General features: G+C 65.8%; 8 protein-coding genes. 6 read left to right on the top strand and 2 right to left on the bottom strand.

Annotated features, from left to right (window positions below):
• Nucleotides 1-98: 98 nt before the first annotated feature.
• A complete protein-coding gene (locus VWP12_RS10430) occupies nt 99-1613 on the bottom strand; it encodes a bifunctional aminoglycoside phosphotransferase/ATP-binding protein (protein ID WP_410474067.1) in 1515 nt (504 codons plus the stop codon).
• A 169-nt stretch (nt 1614-1782) separates the two neighbouring features.
• Here VWP12_RS10430 and mrcB point away from each other — a divergent pair, with 169 nt between their 5' ends.
• The 6 genes from mrcB to rnt all read left to right on the top strand — a co-directional run bounded on the left by mrcB (nt 1783) and on the right by rnt (nt 11359).
• Entirely contained in the window at nt 1783-4239 is a 2457-nt protein-coding gene (mrcB, locus tag VWP12_RS10425) for a penicillin-binding protein 1B (protein WP_410474066.1), read from the top strand.
• 265 nt (nt 4240-4504) lie between these two features.
• The gene (locus VWP12_RS10420) at nt 4505-4939 is read left to right on the top strand and encodes a tetratricopeptide repeat protein (RefSeq protein WP_410474065.1); all 435 of its coding nucleotides are present in this window, start codon (nt 4505-4507) and stop codon (nt 4937-4939) included.
• Nucleotides 4936-6969: an ATP-dependent DNA helicase gene (locus VWP12_RS10415; RefSeq protein ID WP_410474064.1), complete on the top strand. Its 2034-nt coding sequence runs from the start codon at nt 4936-4938 to the stop codon at nt 6967-6969. The genes VWP12_RS10420 and VWP12_RS10415 overlap by 4 nt, the downstream gene beginning before the upstream one ends.
• A gap of 154 nt (nt 6970-7123) precedes the next feature.
• On the top strand, nt 7124-9700 hold the full coding sequence (locus VWP12_RS10410) for a putative bifunctional diguanylate cyclase/phosphodiesterase (RefSeq protein WP_410474063.1): 2577 nt from the start codon (nt 7124-7126) through the stop codon (nt 9698-9700).
• Between the two features lie 128 nt (nt 9701-9828).
• Nucleotides 9829-10689, top strand: a complete 861-nt coding sequence (gene folD / locus VWP12_RS10405; protein WP_125197871.1) for a bifunctional methylenetetrahydrofolate dehydrogenase/methenyltetrahydrofolate cyclohydrolase FolD — start codon at nt 9829-9831, stop codon at nt 10687-10689.
• A 7-nt stretch (nt 10690-10696) separates the two neighbouring features.
• Nucleotides 10697-11359, top strand: a complete 663-nt coding sequence (gene rnt / locus VWP12_RS10400; protein ID WP_125197872.1) for a ribonuclease T — start codon at nt 10697-10699, stop codon at nt 11357-11359.
• A 55-nt stretch (nt 11360-11414) separates the two neighbouring features.
• Here rnt and VWP12_RS10395 read toward each other — a convergent pair whose 3' ends face one another.
• Nucleotides 11415-12293: an HPP family protein gene (locus VWP12_RS10395; protein ID WP_410474062.1), complete on the bottom strand. Its 879-nt coding sequence runs from the start codon at nt 12291-12293 to the stop codon at nt 11415-11417.
• Nucleotides 12294-12408 lie beyond the last annotated feature (115 nt).

The following is a 12408-nucleotide window of genomic DNA, read 5'->3' as shown; positions in this document are numbered from 1 at the left end:
GTTTCGATAGCCCGTAGGAGCGGCTTTAGCCGCGAAATCTCAAACGCCACCCCGATGTCAGCTGAGGTTCGCCGAATGGGGGGCGATCCTGCCGCCGATCACCCCAACCGTTCAGCGATCTGCGGCCCGAAGGGCGTATCGCACTTGAGGCGCACGCAGTGCCGGGCCTCGTCGGGGCCAAGTGACTCGAGTTTCTGCAATTGCTGCTGCAGCACCTGCTCGTCGGCCTCCGAGATATCGCCGCCGTGTGCCTGGCGCTCGCGCAGGTAGTCGAGCAACTGCTCGTTGTCGCACTCGATGAACAGGATCGTGTAGCGCACGCCGATTTCGTCGGCCAGTGTCTCGAACTGCTGGCGCCGGGCGCGCTCGAGGAAGGTCGCGTCGATGGCCATCGGCCAACCGCTCCGCGCCCCCAGCCGGGCGATCTCCGCCAGTCGATTGTAGGTGCTGTCGCTCGCCATCTCGGTGTAGCGCTCGGCCGGATCGGTGAACATCCGCTGGCGCTCGGCATCCGACCGCACCCGGATCGCGCCCCGGGCGAGCACCAGTTCGCGGCTGGCCAGCGACTTGCCGCTGCCGCTCACGCCCATGGTGATGAATAGCTCGCCTTGGGCCGGGGTGAAGAACGCATTGGCGAGATCGGTGTAGTCGCGGAAATCGGCCCAGGCCGCGTCGCGTTCCTCGTCGGGCATGCCGTCGCGCAGCCCGAGCAGGGCGATCTTGGCGCGCACCGCGGCGCGGTAACCCTGGTAAAAGCGCAGGGTCGGCAGTGCTTCGTAGTCCCCGCTAATCTCCAGATACCGGTTGAGCAGTTGGCGTGCCGGGCCGATCAGCTTGCGCTTGTGCAGGTCCATCAGCGCAAAGGCCAGATCGTTGGCCGTGTCGGTCCAACGGAAATCATCGTTGAACTCGATGCCGTCGAAGATGGTCACAGCTCCGTCTTGCAGAGCCATGTTGGCCAGATGCATGTCGCCGTGGCATTCGCGGATGTGCCCCTCGCGCTTGCGCTTCTCGAGGGTGGGGCGGATGGCCTCGAAGGCCGTGCGCGACAGGCGCTCCATCTCGGCCAGCCGCTCGCGATCGGCATCGGTTTCCAGCAAGGGCGCAATCTGTTCGAGGTTCTGCTGCATGGGCGCCCAGACGGTGTCCGGCTCGCCGAAATGCGTTTCGGCGGCCGCCACCTCGGCCTTGGCATGGAAGGCGGCGATCTGGTCGGCGATCTGCTCGACCAGGGCCTCGTCCAGGCCGATGCGCCTGGCGACGTGATCGAGTCGGTCAGCCTGGTCGAAACGCCGCATGCGGATGACGAATTCCTCGGCACCGTCATCGGCCTCGATCAGCTTGCCGTCGGCATCCAGGCCCAGTACCGAATCGTAGAGCTCGGGGGCTAGGCGGGCATTGAGCCGTAGCTCCTCCTCGCAGAAGTGGCGGCGGCGGTCGAGGCTGGAGAAGTCGAGGAAACCGAAGTTCATCGGCTTCTTGATCTTGTAGGCCCAGGGGCCGGTCAGGAACACGTGCGAGATATGGGTCTGCAGGTGCTCGAGGGAGGAGTCGCTCTCGGCGAGGTTCTCCTTGAACCGTTCGATCAATCGCTCTTGCGGGTGCTCGGCCATGGGCGCTCCTGGTTTAGGTCGAATCGGGGATATGGACCGGGTGGTGGACGAGTGGTGACGCGCCGGGTAGCGGCCGTTCGCCTCACCTTCGGGCCTGATAGACTGGCGGCCCGACCGCGCCACATTGCGGTCGGATTCATTTTCAAAAGTGTAACAGCGTGGGTTGAACGTGGCATCCAGCAAGGGCAGCGGCAACACAAAAACCAAGGGGGCGGCCACGGCCGGCAAGGGGCGTAGCGGACGCACACGCCGTGCGGCGAGCGGCAAGTCCGCTCCGTCGCGACGTCAAGGGGCGCGTCAGGGCGCATCACGCGGTAGCGGGGCGTCTCGGCGCGGCTGGCGGGCACGGCTGTTCGGCTGGGTGATGCGGGGTCTGCTGATTGCGGCGGCCATCGGCCTGCCCCTGCTGGGTGCCTGGGCGTGGTATCTCAATGAGCGGGTGACCGAACGCTTCGAGGGGGCGCTGTTCACCATGCCGGCGACCGTCTATGCCGCGCCGGACGAAATCTACGTCGGTCAGTCGATGGACATCGACAGCCTGACCGCCGCGCTGGAACGCCTGAATTATGTCGCTGTCGATTCGCTCGAGGAGACGGGTACCTTCCGTCGCCGCGGCAACCAGGTGTCGTTCCACCGACGCGCGTTCGATTTCCCTGACGGCGCGCAGCCGTCCCGCCATGTCGACGTGCGTATCGTCGGCGGACAGGTGACCGAACTTGACGGACCGGATGGCGAGTCACTCGGCATCGTCCGGCTCGAACCCCGCTCGATCGGCACGCTCTATCCCAATCGGGCCGAGGACCGGGTGCTACTGGCCATCGAGGAGGTGCGCGACGAGGCGCCCTTGTTGATTGAAAGCCTGCTGGCCGTCGAGGATCGTGCCTTCCACGAACACCACGGCGTCGTGCCGACGGCTATTCTGCGGGCCTTCCTGACCAACCTGGTCTCGGGAGAGCGGGTGCAGGGCGGCAGCACCATCACTCAGCAGCTGGCCAAGAACCTCTTTCTTACCCACGATCGGACCTACCGGCGCAAGTTCGCCGAGATGATCATGGCGCTCGAGATGGAGTGGCACTACCCCAAGGACAAGATCCTCGAGGCCTATCTCAACGAGGTTTACCTCGGTCAGGACGGCGGCCGGGCGATCCATGGCTTTGGCCTGGCCGCGAGCTTCTACTTCGGTCGACCGATCAACGAGCTCAAGCCCGAGCAGATCGCCTTGCTGGTAGGGATGGCCAAGGGGGCCAACTACTACAACCCGCGACGTCATCCCGAGCGCGCGCTGGCTCGCCGCAATGTGGTCATCGACGTGATGATCGATCTGGGCCTGGTCGACCAGACCACCGCTGCCGAATGGCAGGGACGGCCGCTGGGCGTGCTCGAGACGGCCGGCTCGCGCGCGCGCCACCCGGCGTTTGTCGACCTGGTCCGTCGTCAGCTCACCGAGCAATACGATCCCGAAGACCTTCAGACACGTGGGCTGAATATCTTCACCACCCTGCGCCCGCGCGTGCAGGAGGCGCTCGAGCAGAGCACGGCCCGGCTCGACGAGGTCGAGGCCAGTCGTGGGCTCGAGTCCGGCACCCTGGAGACCGCCGGCGTGATCGCCTCGGTGAGCACCGGCGAGATCGAGGCGATGATCGGCGGGCGAGATACCCATTACGAGGGCTACGATCGCGCGCTGGATGCCCGTCGGCAGATCGGCTCGCTGATCAAGCCGGCGATCTATCTCACGGCCTTGTCGCGCCCGGCCGAGTACAACCTGATCACCTCGCTGGAGGACGAGCCGATCACGGTGGAGCAGAAGGGCTCGGCAGACTGGGAACCCAACAACTACAGCGGCGAATTCCATGGCCCGACGCCCTTGATCGAGGCGCTGGCGCATTCGCGCAACGTGCCCAGCGTGCGGCTGGGGATGGATGTCGGGCTGGAGTCGGTCGCCGAGACCATCGAGCAGCTCGGGGGACCGCGTCCGTCACCGTTCTATCCCTCGATGCTGCTCGGTTCGATGGGCATGACACCCTTCGAGGTCGCGCAGATGTACCAGACGCTCTCGGCCGATGGGTTCATGACGCCGCTGCGTGCCATCCGCACCGTGGTGGACCGCGATGGCGAGCCGTTGTCGCGTTACTCGCTCGACGTGCGACGGGCCGCCGAGCGCGAGCCGCTCTACCTGCTGCAATACGGTCTGCAGACGGTGGTGGCCGAGGGGACCTCGACGCGCCTGAACCAGATGGTCTCGCCGGCCGTGGGCGTGGCCGGCAAGACCGGCACCACCAACGATGGCCGCGACGCCTGGTTCGCCGGCTTTACCGGCAATCGGGTCGGCGTGATCTGGGTGGGGCGTGACGATGACCGGCCGTCCAACCTGACCGGGTCGAGCGCGGCCCTGCCGCTGTGGGGCGCGACCTTTGCCGAGCTCGACAACCAGCCGCGCGACATGCATCCGCCACGCGGGGTGCGTTTTGCCCGCGTCGATCCGGAGCGAGAGTCTGTCGTCCCGGATCGTTGCCCGGGCGAATCCCTGCCATTCATCACCTCGCATCGGCCCGAATCGGCCGCCGATTGCGAAGGCGGACGCCGCGAGGACAAGGACTCGAGTACGATCTGGGACTGGTTTCGTTGACCCGGCGTGAGACCGCTCGTCGGCTTGGTCGGCTCCCCGGACAGGGCATGACGGGTTACGATGGAGCGCAGCCCCAAGACAATTCAGGTAGCACCCAATGGACATCAGCAAACCGATGAGTCGCCCGTTAATCCGCTCATTTCCCTCGTTTCGCGTCATGGCCGTGGTTTCAGCCGGGCTATTCCTGGCCGCCTGTGCCCCGATGACCCCGCCGCCGGGCTCTTCCGAGCCGCGCTCTGAACCGGCGCCCGCGCCTGAGCCAGAGGTGCGTTCGACCCCCCTGTCCACACCGGATATCCAGGAAGAGGCGCTGCCTACGGATCGCCAGGAGGAATCGAGTGAACCGGCTACCTCGCCGGCTGTGCTCGCCCTGGTGGAGCAGGCCGACCAGCGCCGTGAATCGGGCGATTTGGCCGGGGCACAATCGACCCTGGAGCGGGCCGTGCAGATCGAACCCAGCAATGCACGACTTTGGCTGGATCTCGCCCAGTTGCGTCTGGCGCAGAACCAGCCCGAGCAGGCCGAGCAATTGGCCCTGCGGGCCGTCGAGCACGCCCGGGACAACCGCACCCTGTCGGCCGCCTGGCAACTGGTGGCCAAGGCCCGCCGTGCTCAGGGCGACGAGGCCGGTGCCCGTGAGGCCGAAGAACGTGCCGGAAGCGAGTCGGCCCAGCGTGCCGAGGGTGCCCGCGCGGCATGACCGAGGCGAGCCGCCGGAGTCAGCTGGGGCTCGATGACGTCTTCGGCCCCGAAGGGAGGCTGGCCGGGGCCTTCGAGGGCTATCAACCCCGCGCGGGCCAGCGGCGGATGGCCGAGCTGATCCGCGATTCGATCAATGATCAGCACACGCTGGTCCTTGAGGCGGGGACCGGTGTGGGCAAGACCTTCGGCTATCTCGCGCCGGTGCTGCTTTCGGGCAAGCGCGCGCTGATTTCCACCGGCACCAAGCACCTGCAGGATCAGCTGTTCGACCGTGATCTGCCGCGTCTGCGCGACCTGCTGGGAGTCAAGGCCAAGGTGGCGCTGCTCAAGGGGCGGGCGAACTACCTGTGCAAGTATCGCCTCGAACTGGCCGACGAGCAGGCCCGCCTGCCGCGACGCGATGATGCCCGGGCACTTGCCCGCATCCGGGACTGGGCGACCCGCACCATCGATGGCGACCGCGCCGATTGCGCCGGCGTCGGCGACGATCACGAGATCTGGCCACTGGTCACCTCGACCAACGACAATTGCCTGGGTCGCGAATGCCCGCTGTACGACGAGTGCTTCGTAGTCAAGGCACGGGAGAAGGCACAGAAGGCCGACATCGTGGTGATCAATCACCACCTGTTCTGCGCCGATCTGGCCCTGCGCCAGACCGGTTTTGCCGAACTGCTGCCCGAGACCGACGTGGTGGTGCTCGACGAGGCCCACCAGGTGCCGGAAATCGCCTCGATGTTCTTCGGCGAGGCGATCGGATCGCGCCAGCTGCGTGATCTGGCCGCCGATACCCGTGCCGAGCAGAAACACGAGGCACGCGACCAGCCGGGCCTTGCCGAGGCCGCCGACACGCTCAAGGCATCGACGGACCCGGTGCTCGAGGCCCTGGCACGCATCGACAACGAGCGCCTTCCCTGGGCGGAGCTGGCCGACGAGGGAAGCGTTACCGAGGCACTCGATCGCCTGGGTGACGCCCTCGACGGGCTGGTGAAGGAACTGGAGATTGCCGCGCCGCGGGGCAAGGGGTTGCAGGCACTGCTTGGCCGGGCACAGGGCCTGCGCGATGAACTCACCGCCTTCCGCGAGGGCAAGGCGGAGACCCAAGGCCACGCGGTGCGCTGGGTGGAACGCCGCACCCGCTCGTTCACCCTGCACACCACGCCGGTCAACGCCGCCGGGCAGCTCAAATCGCATGTCGAATCGGCGCCGCGAGCCTGGATCATGACGTCGGCGACGCTTGCCGCCGGCTCGGACTTCAGCCACTTCACCCGCCGCATGAACCTCGATGACGCCCGCTGCGAGCAGGTTGAGTCGCCGTTCGACTTCCCCAACCAGGCCGTGCTCTACCTGCCGCCGAACCTGCCCGAACCCGTCGGGCCGGGCGGCGCGCGCGAGCACACGCTCGCGTCATTGCGGGCGGTCTATCCGCTCTTGAAGGCCAGCGGAGGGCGGGCCTTTCTGCTGTTCACCTCCCACCGGGCATTGAAGCTTGCCGCCGAGACGCTCGGCGAGCATCTGACCGAATTGCCGCTGTTCGTGCAGGGCACGCAGGCCAAGTCGGCCTTGCTGGAGGCGTTTCGCGAGGCCGGCAACGGCGTGCTGCTCGGCACGCAGAGCTTCTGGGAAGGGGTGGACGTGCGCGGCGAGGCGCTGTCGCTGGTGATGATTGACCGCATTCCGTTTGCTGCACCCGGCGATCCCGTGCGCGCCGCCCGCGAGCAACGCCTGAAGGACAAGGGGCTGGTGCCGTTCATGCACATGGCACTGCCGGAGGCGATCATCACACTTAAGCAGGGCGTCGGCCGGTTGATCCGTGACACCGCCGATACCGGTGTGATGGTCTTGTGCGATCCGCGCCTGCAGTCCAAGGGTTATGGCCGCACCATCCTCGATGCCCTGCCGCCGATGCGACGTACCCGTGATGGTCGCGTGGCGCGCGACATGCTGCTTCGCCCGGTGAAACCCCCGATCAAAGACCCGAGTGCAACACCGACTGAATCCTTGGCCGAGGGTAGCGAAAACACGATTTGAAGCCACTCGACGCCGCCACATCGGCCCGACTGGTGTATCAGTCTTACATTAACTGAGTGCGCCACTGCGTTGCGTGTATCGGTCCAGCTGCATACCATCCGCCCATTCGTCCCAGCCAGGGAGGCGCAGCGGATTGGTTCACGGTTATCGCGAAATGTCTCGCATGCGCACCATCAAGTCGTTCATCCTCGCGATGTCCCTGCTCGTCTCGCTGCTGTTCTTCGGCGGGGCCTACCTGATCGTCTCTGGCATCTTCAACCAGTCCGTGCAGCAGAGCGCGCTCAAGGACTCAGATCTGCTGGCTCGCTCGACCTTCGCCTCCATGTACCAGCTGATGAGCACCGGCTGGACCCGCGAGCAGCTTGAGGGCTTCGTCGAGGCCAATCGCCAGGCGCTGGCCGGCAGCGGCTACGATCTCGAGATCTACCGTGGCCCCGTGGTCGCCGAGCAGTACGGCCAGATCGACCAGGCTTCGATCGACGACTCGGTGGCGGCGGTTTTCGATTCCGGGCGCACCCTCGAGCACGTCGAGGAACATTCGGTGCGCTACACCTTCCCGCTTACTGCCGAGGCCAAGTGCCTGGCCTGTCATGCGACGGCCGAGGAGGGCGACGTGCTGGGCGTGATCGACGTCGAGCAGGATTTCTCTGCCGCGATCGCCGAGGCGCGGGACAACTTTTTCTTTTGGCTGATCCTGCTCGCCCCCCTGCCGATCATCGGCGCCGGGCTGATCACGGTGTTCGTCAACCGGCGCATTACCCGCTCGGTCGAGCTGCTCGAAGAGAACGCCGCGAAGGTGAACCGCGTCGCTGACCTGCGCAATCTCTCGCTCGGCGACACCGATCTGGGTTTCGATGAGCTCAACCGCGTGTTCCGGAGCTTCGAGGAACTGGTGGGCAAGTTTCGCTCGGTGGCGGTCGATCGCGACCTGCTCGAGTTCGAAATCAAGCTCCTGGAGAAGTTCATCATCACCTCGGAGGTGGTGCGCGACTGGCACGACTACATCTGCCGGTTGATGACCGACATCAACGAGGTGATCGAGACCTACACCCTGTTCTCGATCTTCAAGGTCGACGACGAGCTGTTCGACCTGGACGTGTTCTGGCGGTCGCCACCCTCGGAGGATAGCCGCAAGCTGCTCGAGCGGGCGGTGCGCGAACACATGGCCGACCACCCCAACTTAAGCGACGCGACGCTGGTGCATATCAACCACCACGTCGCCGATCACGATGGTCCACCGATCGAGCTCGACGAATCTGACGTGCGGGTGCAGGTGAAATCCCTGCTGGTGGACTCGCCCAAGATCGGCGGCATCGTTGGCATCGGCGTGCAGGCCGAGACGGTCAACGACGAAACGCGTCTGCTGGTAATTGAGAGCGTGCTCTCGACGTTGCTGAACGTGGTCGGCTCGGTAAAGGCGATCTTCAAGTACACGCGGGATCTCGAGTACTACGCGACCCGTGACCCGCTCACCAACCTCTATAACCAGCGCGTCTTCTGGGAGCTGATCGGCTACGAGATCGACCGAGCCCAGCGCCACGACCAGCGCTTCGCGTTGCTCCTGATCGATCTGGACAACTTCAAGCTGGTCAACGACAGCTACGGCCACGCCTTCGGCGACTCCTTCCTCAAGGCCTTCGCCGACGCCATCAGCAAGGGCCTCAAGCGTGGCGACATCTTTGCCCGCTACGGTGGTGACGAGTTCGTGGTGGTGCTGCCGGAAACCGACCTGGAAAAGGCCTGCGTGACGGCGAACCGTGTGCTCGCCGAGACGGACGGCATCGTGTTGTTCGCGCCGGATGGCGAGCCGGTGTCGGCCTCGGTGTCCATCGGCATCGCGGTCTACCCGGATCACGCGCGTGAGCCCAAGGACCTGTTCCTGTTCGCCGACAACATGATGTACAAGGCCAAGGCCAAGGCCGAGGGTAAGGCGCGGGTGGCGGTGCCGAGCGAGGAGGACGTCATGGACGTGTTCCGCTCGATCAGCGAGAAGGGGCTGACCATCCTGCGTGCGGTCGAGGAAAAGCGCATCGTGCCGTACTTCCAGCCTATCCTCGCCACCGAGCCGGATCGCATCGAGGCGGTCGAGGTGCTCTCGCGCATCGATCTGGGCGAGACGATCATGGGGGCCTCGGAGTTCATCGAGATCGCCGAGAAGATGGGCGTGATCGATCGCATCGATTACATCATGATCGAGAAGGCGCTAGCCGAGGTCAGTGCCAGCGGCTTTGACGGCATGGTGTTCATCAACCTTTCGCCGCGGGCACTGGTGCTCTCCGAGTTCATCCCGACCGTCCGCAAGATCGTGGAGGAGGCCGGTGTGGAAAAGTCGCGCATCGTCTTCGAGCTGACCGAGCGCGACACGGTCAAGAATATCCAGCTGCTGGAGAAATTCGTCCAGGAACTGCGGCTGGAGGGCTTCAAGTTCGCGATCGACGACTTCGGCTCGGGCTTCTCTTCGTTCCACTACCTCAAGCACTTCCCGATCGATTTTCTCAAGATCGAGGGCGACTTCGTGCTCAATCTGCTGGAGGACTCGCGCGACCGCGCCTTCGTGCGCCTGATCGCCGAGCTCTCGCGCGAGCTCAAGATCCACACGGTCGCCGAGTTCGTCGAAAGCGAAGAGGTGCTCGAGCAGGTGCGCGCACTCGGCATCGACTATGCACAGGGTTTTCTGATCGGCCGACCGGCCCCTTCACCCATGCGCTACCTGCCGGCGACGGCCGAGTAGGGTGGCGGCGTCGGGCGCGATCGAGTCAGCTAGGTGAGTGGCTTGGTGAGCGGCCTGGTTGAGGCGGCCGTTGAGTCGGTCTGGGGCGCATGCGACAATCGCGCCTTTCCCCGCACGTGACACGTCCCATGACTGCAAGAATCCTCGACGGGCGAGCCGTCGGCGCCACCGTGCGCGCCGGGCTTGCCGAGACGATCGCCGCCTTCACCGAGAATGGCCACCGCCCGCCCGGTCTGGCGGTGGTGCAGGTGGGCGGTGATCCGGCCTCCTCGGTCTACGTCGCCAACAAGCGCAAGGCTTGCGCCAAGCTCGGCATTGCCTCGTTCTCGCACGATCTGGACGAGACGATCAGCCAGGGCGAACTCGATGCGCTGGTCGATGAGCTCAATGCCGACGAGCGCATCGACGGCATCCTGGTGCAACTGCCGCTGCCCGAGCATCTGAGCGCCGACTCGATCATCAACCGCATCGACCCGGACAAGGACGTCGACGGCTTTCACCCTACCAACATCGGCCGGCTTGCCATCCGCCAGCCCGGTCTGCGCCCCTGCACGCCCTACGGGGTGATGCGCCTGCTCGAGGAGACCGGTCGCGACCTGCACGGCATGGAGGCCGTGGTGGTGGGTGCCTCGAACATCGTCGGCCGCCCGATGGCCCTCGAATTGCTGCTCGGCGGGGCGACCGTGACTGTCTGTCATCGATTCACCCAGGACCTGGCCGCGCACGTGCGCCGTGCCGACCTGGTGGTGGTTGCCGCCGGCAAGCCGGGGTTGGTCAAGGGCGAGTGGATCAAGGACGGAGCGATCGTGATCGATGTCGGCATTCATCGTCGTGAGGACGGCACGCTGCATGGGGATGTCGACTTCGAGGCGGCCGCCGAGCGGGCTGGATTCATCACGCCGGTGCCTGGCGGGGTGGGGCCGATGACCATCGCCATGCTGATGCACAACACTGTCACGTCCTGGCGTGGTCGGCTGGGGCTGGATTGAGCACCCGATGAGCGAGGCTTCCACCGAACAGCCCGACTGGACCATCGCGCGCCGCTTTCGTGGCTTCGTGCCGGTGGTCGTCGACGTCGAGACCGGTGGATTGGACCCGCAGGGGCACGCCCTGCTGGAACTGGCGGCCGTGCTGCTGGATGTCGACGAGCACGGCCGACTCTATCCCACCGAGGAGATTGCCGTCTCGGTGCATCCCAGCGCCTTGACGGTGGTCGACCCCGTCTCGATCAAGATCCACGGCATCGATCCCTCGGATCCGGAACGTGAAGCGGTGGAAGAGCGAGCCGCGCTGGATGCATTCTTCCGCCCGATCCGTCGGCAGGTGAAAGCGCTCAACGCGCGTCGTGCGATCCTCGTCGGTCACAACGCGCCGTTCGACCTGGCGGTGGTCAAGGCCGCCTGCGAACGCACCGGCTACAAGCGCAACCCCTTCCACCCGTTCTCCACCCTCGACACGGTCACGGCCGCTGCCGTGGCCATCGGTGAGACCGTGCTGGCCAAGGCCTGCACCGCCGCGGGCTTCGACTGGGATAATAGTCGCGCCCACGGCGCGCTGTACGACGCGCAGAAGACCGCCGAACTGTTCTGCCACATCACCAACCGACTCTCCACCGAGAACGGTCGGGCCGCGCTGCGGGTGCGCGAGCCGGTCAAGTAGGGTCGGCTCAGCCCGGTCTTCCCAGGCCCATCCTCCTTGCTTCCATTGGTCGAGCTCAGTCGGTCGACGTGTCGCGCGTCTCGGGATCGGCTTCATTCTCACGCCGCACCACGTTGAGCGTGATCCGTCCGCGGCCCTGTGAGGCTTCATCGCCCTCGAAACGCTTGTGAATCGTCACGGATTCCCCCGCTTCGGCATGCACGTAGCGCTCGCCAATCGGAACCTGCAATGGCGAAGTGTCCTGCGTGGCGTGCGCAATCGCGCTGCGGGCAATGGCATCCAGCTCGGCCGGCGTGATGTCGACCACGACATTGAGATCACGCACCGCGGCCTGCAGGTGCTTGGAAGTCAGCGGCGGAGCCGGGGGCTCGTCCCACCGGGCCAGGCCGATCGGGTAGCGCCGCCACGGGAACGGGTAATTCGCGATCACGGCGATCAGAAACAGGATCGCGGTGTTGGCCAGCACCGGCACGGCCAGGTAGAGATACCCCAGCTCATGTACCGGCGCGCCGCCGATCACGGCGATCAGGGCGGTTGCCCCACCGGGCGGGTGTACGCAGCGCAGAAGCTGCATGGCCGCGATCGCCCCCCCTACAGCGACACCGGCGGCCAGAGCCGGGTCGGGGATCCAAATGGCGGCACTGACCCCGACCATCGCGGAGACGATCTGGCCGCCGAACACCGGCCAAGGCTGGGACAGCGCCCCGTGCGGGACGGCGAACAGCAGCACCGCCGCCGCGCCCATCGAGCCGACCATCAGGACGGCTGCCCACGGACCGGCGACCCAACTGGTGAGGGCGTAGACCGCCCAGATTCCCACCAGCGCGGCGATCCCGGCAATCACCACTTCACGCCAACCGATTCGTGTCGTGCCGGGGCCGATGAAGTTCTGCATTTGCGTCAGGGCGCGCCTGACTGGGGACTCTCGTGTCATGCGGCTGTTACCTGCAACCAGTGGCGGGTGGAAGAGACGCGCGGATTCTACCGCCCTTGCCCCGTGATGGTGCAACCGTCCGGATTGACGGCGCGCGGGCCGAGCGGATAAAGTT

The sequence above is a fragment of the Guyparkeria sp. TX1 genome, assembly GCF_046523965.1.
GTDB lineage: Bacteria > Pseudomonadota > Gammaproteobacteria > Halothiobacillales > Halothiobacillaceae > Guyparkeria.
The sequence above is the reverse complement of the archived record's forward strand: the minus strand, read 5'-3'. Positions and strand labels throughout refer to the sequence as shown.

Coding starts and splice junctions, on each gene's coding strand:
- VWP12_RS10430 (WP_410474067.1), bottom strand. CDS start 1,613: ATGGCCGAGCACCCGCAAGAGCGATTGATCGAACGGTTCAAGGAGAAC.
- VWP12_RS10415 (WP_410474064.1), top strand. CDS start 4,936: ATGACCGAGGCGAGCCGCCGGAGTCAGCTGGGGCTCGATGACGTCTTC.
- VWP12_RS10410 (WP_410474063.1), top strand. CDS start 7,124: ATGTCTCGCATGCGCACCATCAAGTCGTTCATCCTCGCGATGTCCCTG.
- folD (WP_125197871.1), top strand. CDS start 9,829: ATGACTGCAAGAATCCTCGACGGGCGAGCCGTCGGCGCCACCGTGCGC.
- rnt (WP_125197872.1), top strand. CDS start 10,697: ATGAGCGAGGCTTCCACCGAACAGCCCGACTGGACCATCGCGCGCCGC.
- VWP12_RS10395 (WP_410474062.1), bottom strand. CDS start 12,293: ATGACACGAGAGTCCCCAGTCAGGCGCGCCCTGACGCAAATGCAGAAC.